The 18,531-nt window shown below is 36.6% G+C and carries 15 protein-coding genes; 7 read left to right on the top strand and 8 right to left on the bottom strand.

The window, feature by feature from the left end:
- The first annotated feature begins 93 nt into the window (after window positions 1-93).
- Complete coding sequence (locus tag ACYVHJ_RS00875; protein WP_460511709.1) at window positions 94-468, top strand: response regulator; 375 nt, start codon at window positions 94-96, stop codon at window positions 466-468.
- A 119-nt stretch (window positions 469-587) separates the two neighbouring features.
- Here ACYVHJ_RS00875 and ACYVHJ_RS00870 read toward each other — a convergent pair whose 3' ends face one another.
- The 7 genes from ACYVHJ_RS00870 to ACYVHJ_RS00840 all read right to left on the bottom strand — a co-directional run bounded on the left by ACYVHJ_RS00870 (window position 588) and on the right by ACYVHJ_RS00840 (window position 7,495).
- Window positions 588-1,628 (bottom strand): phosphatase domain-containing protein, encoded by a 1,041-nt coding sequence (locus tag ACYVHJ_RS00870; RefSeq protein ID WP_339901823.1) that lies wholly within the window; start codon window positions 1,626-1,628, stop codon window positions 588-590.
- Window positions 1,629-1,630: 2 nt separating this feature from the next.
- Window positions 1,631-3,025, bottom strand: coding sequence for a TolC family protein (locus ACYVHJ_RS00865; protein ID WP_460511707.1), 1,395 nt, complete (start codon window positions 3,023-3,025; stop codon window positions 1,631-1,633).
- Entirely contained in the window at window positions 3,022-4,377 is a 1,356-nt protein-coding gene (locus tag ACYVHJ_RS00860) for an HlyD family secretion protein (RefSeq protein WP_339902803.1), read from the bottom strand. Before ACYVHJ_RS00860 ends, ACYVHJ_RS00865 begins: the two co-directional genes overlap by 4 nt.
- A 4-nt stretch (window positions 4,378-4,381) precedes the next feature.
- A complete protein-coding gene (locus ACYVHJ_RS00855) occupies window positions 4,382-6,097 on the bottom strand; it encodes a peptidase domain-containing ABC transporter (RefSeq protein WP_460511704.1) in 1,716 nt (571 codons plus the stop codon).
- On the bottom strand, window positions 6,094-6,768 hold the full coding sequence (locus ACYVHJ_RS00850) for a TetR/AcrR family transcriptional regulator (protein ID WP_460511702.1): 675 nt from the start codon (window positions 6,766-6,768) through the stop codon (window positions 6,094-6,096). Before ACYVHJ_RS00850 ends, ACYVHJ_RS00855 begins: the two co-directional genes overlap by 4 nt.
- A gap of 116 nt (window positions 6,769-6,884) precedes the next feature.
- Window positions 6,885-7,280: a DUF983 domain-containing protein gene (locus ACYVHJ_RS00845; RefSeq protein ID WP_339902800.1), complete on the bottom strand. Its 396-nt coding sequence runs from the start codon at window positions 7,278-7,280 to the stop codon at window positions 6,885-6,887.
- Window positions 7,281-7,291: 11 nt separating this feature from the next.
- Window positions 7,292-7,495, bottom strand: a complete 204-nt coding sequence (locus tag ACYVHJ_RS00840) for a hypothetical protein (protein WP_339902799.1) — start codon at window positions 7,493-7,495, stop codon at window positions 7,292-7,294.
- Between the two features lie 243 nt (window positions 7,496-7,738).
- Here ACYVHJ_RS00840 and serA point away from each other — a divergent pair, with 243 nt between their 5' ends.
- The 6 genes from serA to ACYVHJ_RS00810 all read left to right on the top strand — a co-directional run bounded on the left by serA (window position 7,739) and on the right by ACYVHJ_RS00810 (window position 15,292).
- A complete protein-coding gene (gene serA / locus ACYVHJ_RS00835) occupies window positions 7,739-9,631 on the top strand; it encodes a phosphoglycerate dehydrogenase (RefSeq protein WP_460511699.1) in 1,893 nt (630 codons plus the stop codon).
- Between the two features lie 467 nt (window positions 9,632-10,098).
- Window positions 10,099-11,022, top strand: coding sequence for a universal stress protein (locus tag ACYVHJ_RS00830; protein WP_339902797.1), 924 nt, complete (start codon window positions 10,099-10,101; stop codon window positions 11,020-11,022).
- Between the two features lie 81 nt (window positions 11,023-11,103).
- On the top strand, window positions 11,104-12,063 hold the full coding sequence (locus ACYVHJ_RS00825; protein ID WP_460511697.1) for a DUF4412 domain-containing protein: 960 nt from the start codon (window positions 11,104-11,106) through the stop codon (window positions 12,061-12,063).
- A gap of 25 nt (window positions 12,064-12,088) precedes the next feature.
- Window positions 12,089-12,592: a dihydrofolate reductase gene (locus ACYVHJ_RS00820; RefSeq protein ID WP_339902795.1), complete on the top strand. Its 504-nt coding sequence runs from the start codon at window positions 12,089-12,091 to the stop codon at window positions 12,590-12,592.
- Between the two features lie 92 nt (window positions 12,593-12,684).
- Window positions 12,685-13,944 carry a competence/damage-inducible protein A gene (locus ACYVHJ_RS00815; RefSeq protein ID WP_460511694.1) on the top strand — a complete coding sequence of 420 codons (1,260 nt, stop codon included), beginning with the start codon at window positions 12,685-12,687 and terminating at the stop codon, window positions 13,942-13,944.
- Window positions 13,945-14,026: 82 nt separating this feature from the next.
- Window positions 14,027-15,292: a dihydrolipoamide acetyltransferase family protein gene (locus ACYVHJ_RS00810; protein WP_339904366.1), complete on the top strand. Its 1,266-nt coding sequence runs from the start codon at window positions 14,027-14,029 to the stop codon at window positions 15,290-15,292.
- On the opposite strand, the gene ACYVHJ_RS00805 is transcribed toward ACYVHJ_RS00810, so the two are convergent.
- Window positions 15,285-18,185 (bottom strand): ATP-binding protein, encoded by a 2,901-nt coding sequence (locus ACYVHJ_RS00805; protein ID WP_460511691.1) that lies wholly within the window; start codon window positions 18,183-18,185, stop codon window positions 15,285-15,287. The genes ACYVHJ_RS00810 and ACYVHJ_RS00805 overlap by 8 nt on opposite strands.
- Window positions 18,186-18,531 lie beyond the last annotated feature (346 nt).

Here is an 18,531-nt window from a genome sequence, read left to right as displayed (position 1 = left end):
AAAAATTTCACACTTTATTTTAATAGTGAAATTATAGTGTTAAATTTCCGGTGTAAGAGAACGAGAGAGAGAAAAGTTTTTATTCATATATCAATGTATCCATTCGATTTAATTGTTTTAATTGATGATGACCCCATTAATAATCTGATCAATAAACGGTTAATCAACAAATTAAATCTATCCCCCAAAACCATTGAATTTTTAGAGGCTGAAAGGGCACTTGAATACCTCAGGGATCCACAATTGGAAAAAAGGTTATTGATTCTTGTTGACATTAATATGCCCGTTATGAATGGTTGGGATTTTTTAGGTCAATATTTAGACCTTGAAAGTAGAAGAGAAGATCGTATCATCATGCTTTCAAGCTCCATAGACTTTCAGGATAGGCAACGATCCAGAGAATTCCCTTTTGTAAGTGGATTTATAGAAAAACCGCTAACTCACGAAAAGTTAAAATCTTTATTGTAGTTTTTAGTTTCAGCAGAACACTTACAATTAGCAATATATTTCAAATTGATCCTTCTTTATTCCTTAGCTTATTTTTTGCTTAACCCCTCGATAAAGCTTTATATCTTACCTTTACAGTGCTATAAGTCCAGGTAAATCTTTGCATGCTCAATGGCTTCAGTTGAATTTTTGACCCATGCTATTCTATTCGCCGGCAGTAAGGCATTTAATTCTTTTTCTCTAATTTCATCAACCTCTCCTACTTGCCTAATGTATACAGCCTCCACTCTTTCCGGATACTTATTGATAATTTCGGCATAAATTTCTGGGTCATGTTGACCACTATCGCCAATAAGAACAAAGTTTAGTTTGGGGTAAAAGTTCATCAAAAATGATATTTTATCTACTTTGTGATCATGGCTGCCTCCCCCGGATTTCCAAATATTTCTCAAACTCATATGATGATCTTTCAATAATATTGGGCCTTTGGGAATGTTTCTGTAGTTCATAAAATCTTTGATTAAGTCAAAAAGATTCCAGTCGCTACTGGAAACATAAAACACAGGGTAAACACCATTGGAAGAAAGCAAACGATAGAATTCACTTACTCCGGGAAATGGCCGTCTGGTGTAAGCATTCTTGGAAACCGAAAGCCAAAATTTTTCCTGAATATTTGTAGCTTTCGAAATAATGATTGTATCATCTATATCTGAAATTAATGCCCGAGGAAAAGTTTTATGAAATCTAAGCACACTTTTTACTATAAACTTCTTTTCAGCTTTCAACCCATCCTCTTCAATTAAGGAAAGTTCAATATCATGCGCCACTTTTTCTTCTTCATTTTCAAATTCATGGTACCGCTCAAAAACTCCTTCCTCATCTGTAATTAGAATCGTATTCAGCTTTCCCAAACTTAGCTTTACTTTTGCCTCTGGTACACTACTCCCTGCATACCTTCTTAATGTGGCTAGGATATTATGAAAAACGTTTTGCTTGCCAGAAGGTCTACTTTGTTTATAGGCTTCAACCACACGGCCTTTAACAAATAGGTGTGTATCATTTCCTAACACCACAAAAACTTCAATTCGCAATACATCAAGTTTACCCAATTTTCTTTTTAATAAAGAAAACAGGTATCTAAACGGCCATGTCAGTCCTCGGAACACATAAAATTGCTTCATAATTATAGCCCCTCAAATCCCAGGCCAGCTGCAGTTCTAATTTTTGAATAGGCAATGATTAAGTCCACATATACACTATTATAGACCAATTGAGAATCAAACAAACTTTTTTCTCGGGCATTAATCAAAAACAATGAGCTTTCCCCCATATCGAATTTCATCCTTTCCCCCCTTAGTAAGGTTTCTAAGCCTATAATATTTTGAGATAAAAAATTTAATTGGCGGTTCAATACATTGTATTCATTAATAACTTTTCTAAGCTTTGCCCCCAATTGCTCAAGCTTTAAATCCCTTTTATAATTTACATCCTTGATTTTCACCCGAGTCAAGCCTAGATCTCCCCTCTCTTTTCTCAGCAATAGAGGGGTAGAAACCTGAATACCAAACTTATAATTGTTTTCATAAAATCCGACTTGCTCCAACCCGCCAAGTGTTTCTGTCAAAAAATTATATTTCAATTTAATTTTTGGCTTTAACTGCTCGGCTTTGTATCTGCGCTCAATATTTAAGTAAGCCAAGTCATAATCCAGTATACGTAACTCAGGATGGTTAAATAAAGCCTGATTGATGTAGTCTTCATCCAATGTGAACGCATTGTTTCCTGTGAGTGGTTCAGGGGCTATTAAAGGCGAAAGGTCTATGGAGTTTTGATCAGCATCCCAGAGATAAACGTTTAATTCCTGCAAGCCTGAATAATAAGTATAGCCTGCCTTTTGTAGTTTAATCTCTCTATTCAATACCTGAGTATAAGCTTCAACCGTATCAATTGCCGGAAGATCTCCTTGTTCAAAACTTCCTTTCACAGCTTCAAATCTTTCTTTAGCCACCCGCAAGCCCTCTTCATTGATCTTCAAATCAGCAAAAGCTCCTGCCCACTTCCAGTAAACGGCCGTCGCATCATAGTAGAGCAAGTTTAGACTTTGCCTTCTCTCCTCCTGAGTAGCTTTATTGTAGATTTTGGCTTGTTTTAGCGCTGCTCTGCGCTTATCGATCAACAAGCCTTTTCCAACATTTATTGATGCTCCCAGGGCATAAAGCCCGTTGTTAGGTACATTCAGTTCAGGATTTAGGTAGGTACCTCGATTTTTCTCAAAAACGCCCTGAAACTCAACCCCTGCTATAGTAGGCAATATGAGCTCCGCCTCTTCTTTATTGTAATATTCTTTTTCTTTGTACTGTTTCTCGTCAATACTTCCATATAAATAGGGGTCAAATCCTCCACGCGCTTTTCTCACTTCTTGTTTTCCAAGGTCTAACAACAAATCAGCTTGTTTTGCAACGGGATGATATTGCTTTACCCATTCCATGAATTGATCATAAGAAAGCTTATCGTCTTGTGCGCTTAAAGGCAAGGACAAAACCATCAACAGTCCAAGTAAACTTAAGCTATATTTCATTTTGTCTGTTTTTTCAATTCCTTTGACTCCTGAAGGGTATAATAGTCTGGTGGAAAACCATTCATTTGACGCCAAATCTCATACCAGACAGGAACATCGTTTAGTAATGCTATTCCATCAGCTCCTGCTCCAATCCTCAAAGCCTGAGGCCAAGGTTCTTCATCCGGGTCTGGAACCACCAAAACCCTATATTTATTATTGGCACTGGTGAAATTATCTACTGCGATGACGGCCCCTCCAAAGGTTCCATTGGATAACTCAGGCCATCCTGAGAAAACAATAGCCGGCCAGCCATCAAAAATAAACCGTACTTTACTTCCTAATTTTACCAAAGGAAGATCTATGGGGTCAACATATATCTCTACTGCCAAGGAATAATTTTCAGGCATGATACTTATAATTTCAGCACCTTCCTTAATGGTCTCTCCAATACCTACTTGGATGGCTTTGGTTATATATCCGGATTGAGGAGCCAGCACATAATACATTCCGGACCTAACTGTATAATTGGTCAGGGTGTTTTTCAACTTATTGACTCCGGCCTCCGCATCGTATTGCCCTGAAAGCGCTGAAAATCTTTCCGAATTTACTTTCGCCAGTTTATCTCTAAAATCATTGTCAATGGCATTCAATTCAATTTGTGCTGTAATCAATTCATTTCGACTACCCAACAATTTGTTTTCTGCACTTAAGGTTTTTGCGTTGGCTTCTTGTAGTTTTATTTTTCTTGTTTCCAGGTCAGTAAGTGATTTCAAGCCTTCCTCATATAGCTTTTCCATCCTAAGGTACTGTTTTTCTGCCACCGTAAAATTAACCTTTTCAGCCTCCAGCATGATACTATCAGAAAGCACCTTTAATTGGGCTTGCCTAAGTTTGTTTTGCCCTTGTTCTTTTCTCAGTTTGTTGTTCTGCTCCAAAGCCGAAAGCTGTTGTTGTTGGGCTTTGATTTTTTCCTCATATGACTTCACAGACAATTCCTTGGCTTCTACCTGTAACTGTGTCCTGTTCAATAAATCAGGATCCATGTATTGTTCCTTCACTTCAGAGATATAAAGTATGGTATCCCCTTTTTCTACAAATTCTCCTTCTTGAACATACCACTTTTCTATTCTACCTGGAATCACAGAATGGATGGTCTGAGGTCTATGTTCAGGTTTTAGTGCAGTAACAGTACCTTTCGACCGAAAATTTTGAGTCCAGGGTAAGAATAGACAAACAAAGCCGGTCATCAACAAATACAATAAAATCCTTATCCTTCTCCTGCTTTGGTTACTTGATATGGTCAACCTATAACTTTCAAAGGAATTGAGATCAATTAATTCTTTGATCGAATTTCTAGAAATATTTAACATAAGATTAACGGTTATTCAAGTTGTTTTGGTAAAATTTGTATCCGGAATAATCCCCAGAGTATGCAATTTCTCCGGCTTCCATTACTAGAACCCTGTCTGCTTTTTTCAAGAGCACATCCCTAGTTGAGACCAATACCAGCGTCCAAGGGCCTGAAAAAATAAAATCAAAGACGCTGTCAGATTCTTCTTTGCTCAAATAATTGAGCTCTTCTTCTAGTAATAGCAATTTGGGTTTAAAACATAAACTTCGGGCTAAAATTATTTTACTAATAACTGAATTGTTAAGGCTTTTACCTTCCGGCAAAAGAACAGTTTCCAAGTCATCTTTTAGCCGGAAAACAAAATCATTGAGCCCTACAATCTCTAGCACTTCTCTCAGTTTCGTTTCGTCCACCCCTTCTTTTCCTACCGTAATGTTTTCCCTTATGGTACCATGAAATATGGACTGCCTCGACAAGCTATCACCTATCATTGACCTTAGTTTCTCCAAGGATAAGGTATCCATAGGCAATTTATTGACAATTACATTACCTTGATAATCCTCAACCAATCCTGCCATTACTTGTAATAAGGTACTTTTCCCTGCTCCACTAGAACCGGTGAGCACTATCTTCTCCCCTTCTTTAATCTCCAAATTGATATTGTTAAGTATGGCGTATTTATTATCATTTGACTGAAGGCTTAGATTCCTAAATCCATAAGCTAAACCTGACAAATCTTCATTGAATACGTTGGCCTTGCCCGTTGTCCGCTCCAAGTCCATATCCATGATAAGTCCAAGTTTTTCAGTAGCAGTGAGGGTATCATACACTGTTTCCAGACTAAGGATTATTTTCTCTACTGAATTAATAATAAGTACAATGATGATTTCTGCCGCCACAAATTGCCCAATACTAATCTCATTATTCAACAGTAATAAACTTCCTGCGACCAATAATATAACTACAATAAGAACCTTAAAAGCAATCAAGGCCTTAAACTGGAAAATCAATACTGCGAAATGGGAATTACGGAAATTTACGTACTCCTTTACAAGTTCATCCACTTTTTTAAAGGGCAGGGAGGAAAATCCTGATAGTTTGAATGTTTCTAAAGTTCTTGCTATCTCCTCTAACCAATAGGCCAATGCATACTTTGCGGAGGATTCCTTCAAACTTGTTTTCATTCCTTTTGGACTGGTGAATTTAAAAATCAAATAAATGGTAAGAACCAAGACCAGAGAGAAAATGATGAAAAATGGGTGGTAGATGGCCAGTAATACCAAACCAAAAAAGACCTGAAGAGAAGCCGTGCTAAAGTCTATAAGTAATTTTGAAAGTCCTTTTTGCAAATTAATGGTATCAAAAAACCTATTGACCAACTCAGGGGCATAATTGCCTCTTAAGGCTTCCATCTTTAACCTTGGTAACCTGTAGGCAAATTCTATAGCTGACTTACTAAACACCCTCTGTTGTAATTTTTCTGATAAGTAAAGCTGACTGACCTGTAAAAAGCCACCAAAGACCACCCCTAGAGCCACCACAATTACTAAAATAACCCAGGAAGTGGTAAGCCTTCCTCCCAAAATAAAATTTAGAATTGCCTGAATCCCCAAAGGTAAGGACAAGGAGACCAAACCATTGAGTACAGCATAAAAGTAGATCGCATAAATCTCTTTCTTTTCACTCTTCAATAAACTAAAAAAACGTTTTAGAGGAGTATTAATTATTTGTTCATTCATCTTTTAAGCGAATTAAAAACCAAATTGTAATAAAAGTCCACTTTATTCTGTTCATTAAAATTCTCTTCAATTAAATCTGCACCATACAATTGGCTAAATCCATTCAGAATGGTTGACCAAATGAGCGTTGAAACCAATACTTTTGGAAAAGGATAATCGGGATTATTAAGTAAAATCAAATCTTTAAGGCGCTCACTAAAATCATAAAATTGATGCAGCAATTTACTTTTCGCTTTGCACTTCACCTCTTTACTCATAAAAGATTTATTCGATTCTTCCAATACAACTTTCTTCAGTGAACTAATGTTTAGGTAAAAATTCTCTTTATAAATGGGACCCTCCACGAGAAGGGTTATCGCCATTTTAATTTTTTCGGCAGGGCTTTCTAAGTTGGAAATGCTATACACAAGATTATGTTCCAGCCACCCCCAATACCAATTGATGTAATAAAGCAACAATTTATTTTTGTTTTCAAAATACCTGTAAATCGCAGCTTCTGTACATTCCACATGAATGGAAAGCAGTTTAAAATTAAATGCTTCAATCCCCCTTAACTCTATTAAAACAAGGCTTTCACTAAGAATTCGCTTTCCAAGGGCTGAACTTATTGGGTCCTTAATGAAAATCTCTTGACTCACAGGTATTACAATATTTTTCAGTATTCGGTGCATAATAAATTTTTAGTAAGACCTATATAATAATACTATAGTAGACTTATTTTCTGTAAGTAAAACTAACTAGTAGTGTACAATTTTACAATTCAAAGTTTAAAAATGAATAATCAGATTTAATGTACAGTATTGTTTTTATTTTCTTGATAAGATATCCCTCCCAACCAATAAAGGTAAAGCACCTTAGAATACCTAAGCATAATAGGCAATAACAGCACATTGAAAAACAAGACTGAAAGAATGTATACCATAAGGTCAGGATCGTCAAAAACATAATTAAGAACAATCATAACATTCACAAATAAAGCAACAGATAATGCGTAGCTTATATACATGGCCCCATAATAAAAATCCGGTTCGGGAACGAGTTCTGCGCCACAGTTGGGACAGTTATGGTTTACTTCTGATAATTTCCGAAAACTAAATAGCGCAACAGGAAAAATATTACCTTTCCTGCATTTGGGACATTTTGCTTTGGCGATAGCGCCTATTAAACTATTATCTTCATTCATTTATAAATCAATTAACGTACTTCGTCCAAGTCATAATCTTTACCTCTCCCCCAACGTAATAATTCTTCGAGTTCATAAAGTTCCAAAGTATCCAAATCTTTCATCATGAAATTCTCCCTGCCGGTCCTCTCCATTACTTCCAAAAATCTGATTTCTCCAAAATTTACAAGCTTATAAACTCGGCCTACTCTTATGTTATCTATTGCTAAAGGCATTCGGAAAATTTTTATTGTAATTGTCCTTGCTAAAAGTCGAATTACTCAAAGTTAATTTCTTTTCCTTCTTAAATCCATTTGAGAAAGAAAAGGTTTCATAATTCTAAATTCATTTGCTTTTAAAACTAAGAAGGGGCTAGAAAGTTGGAAAATCCCTGAAATGTTCCCAAGTAATTTTATCCTAATAATTAAAATTTCCCCGATAATCTATTAATTTTGCAACTCATAAAAAATTGCTTAGAAATGACCGCCACCAAAAAGTTTATTATTGATTTTGACAGCACTTTTACAAAGGTAGAAGCTTTGGATATTTTAGGTGAAATCAGTCTTAGGGATGATCCTGCTAAGGCTGAAAAGCTACAATCAATAAAGGACATTACCGATCAGGGAATGGAAGGTAAACTCACGTTTAGGGAGAGCCTTGTCAAGCGGGTAGAGATTTTGAATGCCAACAAAGATCAAATCTCTGAATTGATTTCTGAATTAAAGAAAAAAGTTTCAGATTCATTCCAAAGAAATAAAGAGTTTTTGCTTGAAAACCGAGCTGACATCTACATCATTTCCAATGGTTTTAAGGATTTTGTTGCTCCAATCGTGACAAGTTACGGCATCAAACCGGAAAATGTTTTTGCCAATGAATTTGTGTATGATGAATCCGGTAAAATCATCGGTTTTAATGAAAACAACCCATTGTCCAAAAACAATGGTAAACCTGAAACAATCAAAAAATTGAACCTCAGTGGTGACATATATGTCATCGGAGATGGATATACTGACTATGAAATAAAAGCTTCAGGTGTTGCCAATAAGTTTTATGCTTTTACGGAGAATATTCACAGACCATCTGTATCTTCCAAGGCTGATCATATCGCTCCTAGCTTAGATGAGATTCTTTATGTAAATAAAATGAACAAAAAGTTTTCTTATCCAAAAAGCCGAATCAATGTACTTTTGTTGGAAAATGTTCACCCTATAGGGATTGAATTAATGAAAGCAGAGGGCTACAATGTAGAAGTCATCAGTTCTGCTCTTTCAGAAGAGGAACTTGCAGAAAAAATCAAAAAAGTATCCGTACTTGGTATTCGTTCCAAAACCCAAGTCACCAAAAAGGTTTTAGAAAATGCAGAGCGATTAATTTCCATAGGTGCTTTTTGTATTGGCACCAATCAAATCGACTTAGAAACCTGTCAGGAAAAAGGCATTGCGGTATTCAATGCGCCATTTAGCAACACCAGATCTGTTGTGGAGCTTGCCATTGCAGAGATCATCTTTTTGATGCGCGGTATGATTGACAAAACCACCAGCATGCATGAAGGCAAGTGGAATAAAAGCGCCAATGGAAGTTTTGAAATTCGGGGCAAGAAGCTGGGAATCATTGGTTATGGTAATATTGGTTCCCAATTATCAGTCTTAGCAGAGAACATGGGATTGAATGTGTATTACTATGACTTGGTGGAAAGACTTGCGTTAGGAAATGCTACGAAAGTAGATTCTTTAGATGAACTTCTTGAAACATGTGATGTGATTTCCTTACATGTGGACGGTAGGAAGGACAATGAGCTCCTGCTAGACGAGGAAAAAATCGCGAAAATGAAAAAAGGAGCCTATCTAATCAACCTTAGTCGAGGGCATGTGGTGGATGTACCTGCACTTCGTGATGCATTAAATTCCGGCCACTTGTCCGGTGCAGGAATAGATGTATTTCCTAAAGAACCCAAGAACAATACTGAACCCTTTGAGTCTGCTTTAAAAGGATTACCGAATACTATTTTAACTCCCCATATTGGAGGCAGTACGTTGGAAGCTCAGCAAAACATTGCTCGATTTGTTCCGGGCAAAATCATTGAATATATCAATACCGGAAACACTTATAATAGTGTAAACTTCCCAAATATTCAGTTACCTTTCTTGCACGACGCGCATAGACTAATTCATATTCATCTAAATGAGCCCGGCATCATGGCCAAAATTAACAATACATTGGCTGATTTTGACATAAACATTGTGGGTCAATATCTCAAAACAAATGAGAAAATTGGCTATGTCATCACGGATATAGACAAAGCGTATAGTAGCAAGGTAATAGACGAATTGAAGGCCATTCAAGGCACCATCAGATTTAGAGTACTTTATTAAAAAAAAGGGGGGACTGACAAGCAGTCCCCCTTTTAATATGGTCCGAACCATGGAGTGTTACAAACCTCCAGTTAAACAAGATTTGAGCTGCGCCTTTCTCGCAACCTTCCACTGTTATCCTTCATCATAAATGATGCGAGGTCTTTCCTAAGAAAGATGAGGCCTGGTTTTGAAAATGCGCTTCACTCGGTATATTAATCAATTGTGAAGTTTGAACATGTCGCTGATCCGAACCACAATGCAAATATACAATCTATATGAGGAAACCTCAAACCTCCGCCTCCAGTATTTGCGCATTGCCGGCTCAAAGAGGTAAAGCTTAAGCCCTTATTTAATCTTTTAAAAACCGGCTATAAAAAATTGAATTAAGAAATTATTTTATTAATTTAAAAACCTTAGGCAATTGAGTTTGGCTTGGGACATTGTCGCAAAACATTCACCTGACAGAACAATTAATCATTAAAATAATGTATCAAATCAAAAAAATCATTGTTTGTCTTGACCAATCTGAAATGGACAAAACATTGGTACAATTTGCCGCATTTATAGCAAAAAGCAACCAGTCCAAAAAGATTTATTTCACCAATATTATTCGAAATTTAAGTATCCCAAAGGATGTCTTGTCTGAATTCCCCAACCTGATTAATAACATAGTAGAGGAAAGGAAGACCCAGATGAAACAAGTGGTCAAAGAGAATTTGGATCCTGATTTGAAAATAAATACCAGCTTTGTTGTAAGAGAGGGGCAGCTTTCCAAGAAGATACTTAAACTAGCCAGTGAAAAATCGGCAGATTTAATACTTGTGGGTAAAAAAACGAGTATCAGTGGTTCTGGAGTAATCACACAGCGATTGGCAAGAAGGGCTTCCTGCTCTCTTTTAATTGTGCCTGAGAACAGTAGTCCAAAAGTAAAAAGAATTCTTGTACCAAGTGATTTCTCAGATTATTCCAAAGATGCTTTAGAGGAGGCCATTGAAATTACAGAAAAAAATAAAGGTAAATCAGAAATTATTTGTCAAAATGTTTATTCAGTTCCTTCCGGGTATCATTTTACGGGCAAAACCTATGAAGAGTTTAGTGAGATCATGCTCATGAATGCTGAGGTTAATTACAAAAAATTCATTCGGAAAATTGACGCAAAAGGGCACAAAATTAAACCGCTCTATACGAAAGATGAAGACGATGACCCTGTGGTTGACATTATCAATAAGGCAAAAGAAATAGATGCCAGCCTCATTATCATAGGCGCCAAGGGCAGAACAGCTGCTACTGCCTTGTTTATAGGTAGCCTCGCAGAACGACTCATACAAGTCAATAATACGGTACCTTTACTTGTCACGAGACCTAAAGGCAAAAACGCCGGAATCATAGAATATATACTTGAAATCTAACCAATCACCTACACTAATTCAGACTTTAGGACTTTTTGCGAATATTTCATAACTTTAAATTATGTATAAATAAAATATGCTATGAAAGTTAAATCATTGTTTTTTTTATTAATAGTCTTGTCCGGCTTTAGTTTTGATGCCCATTCACAACTTCTGCGAAAAATAAAGAGAGCTGCCTCACAAGGGGTTTCAAGGGCTGTAGAAAAGACCGTAGAAAAGGAAGTTGAAAAGGCCACGCAAAGGCAACTTGAAAAAACATTTAGGAATCTCTACGGAGACAATATAGGGAGCCCTAATGGGGAAAATTCTGATCAAGAGGGGGCTTCAAGTGAACCTTCCTACGATTTCAGTAAAGTGATGGGATCAATCAATATGAATGTTGATACGGAAAGTGAATATAACTTTACAGGATTGGCCGTAATAGAAATAAAAAGCACCAATAAAAAAGGGAAAGAAGAAGATCCGATGAATTTTAATTCCTTTCTAACAGACAATGCTGATTATTTTGGAATGGAATTCATAGATCCCGAAGGTAAAAATAAGTCCGAAAAATCGGTGATTATTATGGATCATAAGAACAATGCCACTGTCATTTTGGTAGAAAATGAAAAGGAAAAATCAAGTATGGCCTTTGGAATGGACTATGGTGGTATGATGGACAACTATCAAGTTGACAATAATGGGAATTCTTTAAGCAATACTTCCTTTGAAAAAACAGGAAACACAAAAAATATTTTAGGATATACCTGTGAAGAGTACCAAATGGTTTCTGAGGATGGAGAAGGTACTTATTGGATCAGCAAGAATCCTGTAGAAGGATTAGAAGGGTTTTGGAGCAAAAACAGCCCTCTAATCACAAAAAAAATGAAAGAACAAAACAGCTCTTATTTCACCAATTTCCCTGATGGTAACATCATGGAAATGTATTTCATGGACAATGATGAAGGTATTTCTACTGAAATGAAAATTATAAAAATTGATACCAACCAACCGAAATCATTTGAGTTGGCTGACTATCCAAATCCAATGAAGGCCAATTAATTATGCATAAATATCTCCCTATCCATTGATCGTTTCTATTATAGTTGCAAAGGCCAAAAACAATGCAATCGGCATAAAAGGAGACTTGCCTTGGCGCCTACCTGCAGACCTTAAGCACTTCAAAAAAACCACAGCAGGTCACCATGTTATCATGGGCAGAAAAACCTTTGAAACATTGCAAAAACCCCTCCCCGGCAGAACCCATATAGTGATCACTAGTAACCGAAATTATTCGGTTCCCGAAGGTCATAGAGTGGTACACAGTTTGGAAGAGGCAATTGCTATAGGAAAAGAAAAAGAGTTAGAAAAAATTTTTATCTTGGGAGGAGCAGAGATTTACAAACTTGCCTTACCCTATTGTCATGAAATGATCATAACTGAGATAGATGCTGTTCCTGAAGCAGACACCTATTTTCCGGATTTTAAAAAAGAAAACTGGGCAATTAGCGATAAAAGCAACTATCAAAAAGATGAAAACAACCCGTTCAATTTTTCGTTTGTGACCTATAAAAGAAAAGCTGTTCCATAAAGTAATTTTTCAATAAAGATTTCTTTCAAAATTAATCATTGCTCAAAGGAAACAGTTAATTTTGAAACCAATTAAGGTTAAAACCGTGTCACATGCATAAACCTGTTACAGCAGAAATCATATCTATAGGCGATGAATTGCTCTATGGCCAAATATTGGATACCAATAGTAAATGGTTAAGTGAAGAAATGGATAAAATTGGGGTAAGGGTGAAAAGGAAGACCACCATCGGAGATGATCCCGAAGCCATGACCCAGGCATTTGAAGCCGCTTCAAAAGAAGTGGATATTGTATTGATGACAGGAGGCTTGGGACCTACCAAAGATGATTTGACCAAGCATGTCTTGGCAGACTTCTTTAATGCTTCAGTAAAGTTATTCCCTCAAGCTCTTGAGGATCTTCGGGTCTTTTTTGAAAACAGAGGAAAAGTGCTAACTCCCACCAACCAAAATCAGGCCAATTTGCCTTCCAATTGCACCTATATTCCGAATGCCGTTGGTACGGCTCCGGGAATGTGGTTTGAAGAGAATGGTGTCGCATGGATGTCAATGCCGGGCGTTCCTCATGAGATGAAATACCTTATGGAGAACACCGTAATTCCTAAAATCAAAGAGAAGTTCAAATTACCGGTAATCTATCACAAGCTGATAAAAACAATTGGAATAGGAGAAAGTTGGCTGTCTGACAAGATCTCTACATGGGAAGAACAATTACCCTCACATATACGATTGGCTTATCTCCCCTCCTTGGGTGAAGTTAAGCTGAGATTAACCGCTTTTGGTGAATCTTTAGCAACTTTGGCTGCTGAGGTAAATGAACAAGTCATCCAACTGGAGCCATTGATTGCTGAATACATTTATGGCTATGACACCGACACCATAGCTTCTTCATTGGGCCATGAATTGGTTCAACGGAAAAAAAGCCTGGCAATCGCTGAAAGTTGTACAGGTGGATATTTGACTCATGTTATCACCAGTATCCCCGGATCTAGTAATTATTACAATGGATCCATCATTCCCTATCATAATGACTTTAAAGAAGAGTTGCTAGATGTGAATCCACAAACACTTATAACTAATGGTGCTGTAAGTGAAGAAACTGTGATAGAGATGAGCAAGCAAGTTAGGCTTAAGTTTAAAGCTACGTACGGATTAGCTACAAGTGGGATCGCAGGCCCGGGAGGAGGAACAGAAGAGAAGCCTGTAGGACTTGTGTGGATCGCATGCCATGACGGGGAAAATTGCCGTACACGTAAGTTACAGCTAACAAAAGACCGTCTTATTAATATTCAACTAACAAGTACTGCCTCTTTAAACTTATTGAGGGAGACAATCTTACAAAATACTAAATAAATTTTAGGGATTTTCCTTTTGTAAACCAATTACTAAATTTTAGTTTTATAGCTAGGGAGAATTAAATATACAAGTAAAAGCTATGGCAACAGTGGAAATGGTGATGCCCAAAATGGGAGAGAGCATTATGGAAGGCACTATTCTTTCATGGCTAAAGAAAGAAGGAGACCTGATAGAACAAGACGAATCCGTATTGGAAGTGGCTACGGATAAAGTAGACACAGAGGTACCTGCCACACATGCCGGAGTATTGAAGAAAATACTTGCCAAAGAAGGAGAGATCATCGAAGTAGGGAAACCAATTGCTATTATTGAAGTAAAAGCAGATGAATCTGATGACCAGGACCATCTTCCAGACTTGGAGAACCCTTCAATAGATAACGATAAAGAGCTTTTACAGGATGTTCCCGAATACACAAGTCTTATTCTAGGAAAAGCTTCCTATGATGAACCTTCCAATATTGAAGAAAAAAGATTTTATTCTCCCTTGGTTCAAAGCATTGCCACCCAAGAAAATGTCAGCCACCGGGAATTAGCTGAAATTTCAGGAACAGCCAAAGGTGGTAGGGTAACAAAAAAAGATATCCTGGACTATATTTCAAAGAGAGATGCTGCTCAGCTATCCTCTTCCGCTGGTCAAACAGACGAAATTCTAGAAATGGATAGGATGCGGAAGATGATTGCGCAAAGAATGTTGGAATCGAAAAACATTTCTGCCCATGTCACCTCTTTCGTTGAAGCGGATTTGACAAACATTGTACTTTATCGAAATAAAATTAAAGACGAATTCCTAGCCAAACAAGGTGAGAAAATCACCTTTACTCCTTTTTTCGTTGAGGCCATTGCCAAAGCATTAAAAGACTTCCCTATGATGAATATTTCGGTAGAGGGAGATAAAATCATCAAGAAAAAAGACATTAACATAGGTGTTGCAGTTGCCTTAGCCAATGGTAATCTAATTGTACCTGTAATAAAAAATGCAGATAAATTAACACTTTCACGTCTATCGAAAAAAATAAATGAACTTGCATTAAGGGCAAGAGAGAATAGATTGAGTGCTGAAGAACTTAAAGGTGGAACATACACCTTATCGAACATTGGTTCATTTGGTAATATTATGGGCACCCCAATTATTGTTCAGCCACAGGTTGGCATATTGGCAGTTGGTACCATTACCAAAAAACCGGCCGTGATAGAATCCCCCACAGGAGATATGATTGGGATAAGGCATAAAATGATATTATCTCACTCCTATGACCATAGAGTGGTGGATGGCGCACTCGGTGGAATGTTTGTTAAAAAAGTGGCTGACTACTTGGAATTTTTTGATATGAAAACGGTTATTTAAATCCGTTTTCTTTCCAGATGATACAGTTCTTGATTTTCTCTACGATCTGATGAATCTTAACCGGTTTGGTTAGATAGTCATTCATCCCTATATTCATCGCTAACGCAATGTCTTCTTTAAATACGCTGGCGGACAAACCTACAATCATTGCTTTTTGACCATTGCCCATTCCCCTAATTACTTTAGTTGCATCCATCCCATTCATTCGTGGCATTTGGTTATCCATAAAGATCAAGTCAAAACGTTTTTCTTCTACCGCACTTATGGCTTCAAGGCCATCCAAGGCCACTTTCGGCGTATACCCCATTTGTGACAAAAGCATAAGCATAAACTTTAAGTTTATGTCATTGTCTTCCACCAGCAAAATATCAAGCGGATGCTCTTTGGCCAACTCCTCAATAGCTTGGTCCTCACTTTTTATAAATGCCTCCTTAGGATCATTCAATTTTTCTTCACTTCCTTGTGAAATAAGTGCAAAGGAAAAAGTCGATCCTTTGTCAATTTCACTCTCTATATGGAGCACACCTCCCATTAACTCGATTAGTTTATTTGCAATGGCCAAGCCCAGCCCTGTTCCCTTATAATCACCATTTGAGGAATCACTCGCCTGAGTAAATGGTTTCACCAACTGTGGAATCTTATCTTTGGCTATACCCACCCCATTGTCTTTAACTGTGCAGGTAAGAATTAGATTTTTTGTGAAAATTAACTCCCCACTTATATTAATATCTATTTGTCCTCCCACTTTAGAGAACTTTACTGCATTCCCGATGATATTAAAAAAAATTTGAGCTAGTTTATCTTTATCAAGTATAATTATTTTGGGGATATTTTTCTCAATATTTAAGTTAATAACCAGAGAATTCTGTTGAACCATACCGGAAAATACCTTTATTATTTTTTCCAATTCAGCAGTTAAATCCATGGAAACCGGAACCAACTCCATTTTCCCTGCTTCAATTTTAGAATAATCAAGTATATCATTTACTATATTCAATAGGGACTCTCCTGAATCACTAATTATTGACAGAAGTTCATTCTGCTCTTTGGAAAGCGGAGTCTTAAATAGTAAGCCAGTGATTCCCAATAGCCCATTCAATGGCGTTCTAATTTCATGACTCATATTTGCCAAGAAACTGGATTTCTCCCTATTGGCCAGTTCGGCTGCCTCTTTGGCCTCGCTAAGACCACGCTCCCATAGCCGCTGCCCGGTAATGTCTCGGGCAACTGAAATCACTCTATCTTCATCCAGTTTAAAAAACCTAACTTCAAAGTATCTACGGCCTATATCCAATAGCAAGTCCAATTCTTCAGTCTGCATCTTACCGGTCGTAATAACTTTATTGAATGCATGCATCGCCTTTTCTCCTGCTTCGCCTCCCAAAACTTCATCAATTTTCTTACCTAGCGATTGATCAGGAGGGACTACCAAAAGCTCTTCTTGTTGCACATAATAGTCAAGGTATACGCCTTGATTATTGTAAATAAAAATTATATCAGGCAAACAGTTCAACACCGATCGTAGCCTATTTTCACTTTTTAACAACTCTTGATCTGCTATATATTTGGCGTTAATATCTGTAAAAATCCCAACAGACCCCTCAAATTTCAAATCATTACTATATATTAATTTTTCAAAAATCTTAACCCTGATGGAATCGCCATTTTTCATTTCCGATGTAAATTCGAAATGGTACACCCCTTCATTTTTTTCAATTAGTGTATTTCTGGATTTCAAAAATTCATCTTTTTGGTCAAGAATTAAATCTTTGACCGAACTGCCTACCAACTCGTCAGGGCTGTACCCCAGAACTTCGCTTACATTCTCACTTACCTTATATATTTTATCTTCACGATCCTGATAATAGATAAAGCCTTTAGATTGCTGAAGCAAGATGGTCTGTTGTTTTAATAATTGGTTTAAGTTTTTGGATTTTTTTTCAAGGAAATTACTATTCTCCTTGGTGATTTTGAAATATTTAAAAATGAATGCAACTACTATTGCCAACAAAACGAGTAAGGCAGCAAATAAATGGAAATAGTTTTCGAATATCCCCGCATCAATAGAGGGTTTTTCCTGAACAAAAACAAAGGCAAAGTTCTCGTTTAGATTAACTAATTGAAAAGGATATTGAACCAAAAGAAACTTCTTGCCCTCTTCTCCTCTGTCTTCAGTGATATGGATCCAATAATTACCTTCTACCCCACTTTTGATTTCATGTATAATTTCACTTTCGATTATTTCATCCTGAAAAAATACAGGTCCTTTTTTATTTAGTTTATAAAAACCGTTCTTTCCATAAACCAGTTTACCAGTATTGGGTCCCAAATAATAGTTGTCCAATAGGTTTTCAAAATAATTCTCAATATTTAGTTTTACAGCAACTTTTATATTTCCGGCATTCGAAGTGATTACCAAAGATGAGGAGGCATTATAACTGTTCATCCTATCACTTTCTATTGGATTGGAAATCAGTCTATCATTTTCACCCAAGGTATAAATATGGCCGATATCCCCGATACTAATACTTAAAGTATCAATTAATTGATGGTAAGTTCTTAATAACTTACCCATCCTAAGAGAATCCATTTTTTCGGAATTATCATCCAAGCCTTCTCTATTGATAAGCTCTTGGTTTTCAAGAAAAAAATGCAAGTCTTCATTGAAATATTTGAAAGATCTCTGAGCTTCATGTGCTGCAAATTCCACCTGCTTATTTAGGAAAAAAGCCTTATTTTCTATGAGGTTTTTCGAAATAGAATTGTAAAAAAATAAGGCTAGAAGCAAGGTAAACACTATTGACACAGCTCCCAAGCCTACCAACCACCAGCGATTTTTTGTCGCCGGTGGTTGTGGCATTTCATATTTCTGAATATTATTGTTATTGGTCATCTATATCTAATAAGGCATATGCCTTCCTTATTATCACTGCTTTCAAGCGCATCAAATAATCTGATATCTTTTATCTCCAATGATTAGTATTTAAATATTGTTAGTACTTTCAAACATCACAGTTTTTTTTTATTGACAGGCCAAGGAATAACAGCCTTAGGCACAATATAATATTGCAAGAAGTTTAAATACAAAACATCATTTTAAAACACTGGTGAACAAGCTTTATCAATTCGAATAAAAGCACTTAATAATAACAAATATTTATAATTAAAATATTAAATCTCTTAAATTCAATTAAAACACAATAAAAACGGAATATTAATTAGGAATATAAATATTACAT

Source organism: Cyclobacterium sediminis (assembly GCF_054781075.1).
Note: the sequence above shows the minus strand (reverse complement) of the source record. Positions and strands in the feature narration are given on the sequence as shown.

What these genes read in the sequence shown, in the direction of transcription:
- ACYVHJ_RS00805 (WP_460511691.1), bottom strand. Translation starts at nt 18,185, where the DNA reads ATGACCAATAACAATAATATTCAGAAATATGAAATGCCACAACCACCG.
- ACYVHJ_RS00840 (WP_339902799.1), bottom strand. Translation starts at nt 7,495, where the DNA reads ATGCCTTTAGCAATAGATAACATAAGAGTAGGCCGAGTTTATAAGCTT.
- ACYVHJ_RS00810 (WP_339904366.1), top strand. Translation starts at nt 14,027, where the DNA reads ATGGCAACAGTGGAAATGGTGATGCCCAAAATGGGAGAGAGCATTATG.
- serA (WP_460511699.1), top strand. Translation starts at nt 7,739, where the DNA reads ATGACCGCCACCAAAAAGTTTATTATTGATTTTGACAGCACTTTTACA.
- ACYVHJ_RS00855 (WP_460511704.1), bottom strand. Translation starts at nt 6,097, where the DNA reads ATGAATGAACAAATAATTAATACTCCTCTAAAACGTTTTTTTAGTTTA.
- ACYVHJ_RS00850 (WP_460511702.1), bottom strand. Translation starts at nt 6,768, where the DNA reads ATGCACCGAATACTGAAAAATATTGTAATACCTGTGAGTCAAGAGATT.
- ACYVHJ_RS00830 (WP_339902797.1), top strand. Translation starts at nt 10,099, where the DNA reads ATGTATCAAATCAAAAAAATCATTGTTTGTCTTGACCAATCTGAAATG.
- ACYVHJ_RS00815 (WP_460511694.1), top strand. Translation starts at nt 12,685, where the DNA reads ATGCATAAACCTGTTACAGCAGAAATCATATCTATAGGCGATGAATTG.
- ACYVHJ_RS00825 (WP_460511697.1), top strand. Translation starts at nt 11,104, where the DNA reads ATGAAAGTTAAATCATTGTTTTTTTTATTAATAGTCTTGTCCGGCTTT.
- ACYVHJ_RS00860 (WP_339902803.1), bottom strand. Translation starts at nt 4,377, where the DNA reads ATGTTAAATATTTCTAGAAATTCGATCAAAGAATTAATTGATCTCAAT.
- ACYVHJ_RS00870 (WP_339901823.1), bottom strand. Translation starts at nt 1,628, where the DNA reads ATGAAGCAATTTTATGTGTTCCGAGGACTGACATGGCCGTTTAGATAC.
- ACYVHJ_RS00875 (WP_460511709.1), top strand. Translation starts at nt 94, where the DNA reads ATGTATCCATTCGATTTAATTGTTTTAATTGATGATGACCCCATTAAT.
- ACYVHJ_RS00845 (WP_339902800.1), bottom strand. Translation starts at nt 7,280, where the DNA reads ATGAATGAAGATAATAGTTTAATAGGCGCTATCGCCAAAGCAAAATGT.
- ACYVHJ_RS00865 (WP_460511707.1), bottom strand. Translation starts at nt 3,025, where the DNA reads ATGAAATATAGCTTAAGTTTACTTGGACTGTTGATGGTTTTGTCCTTG.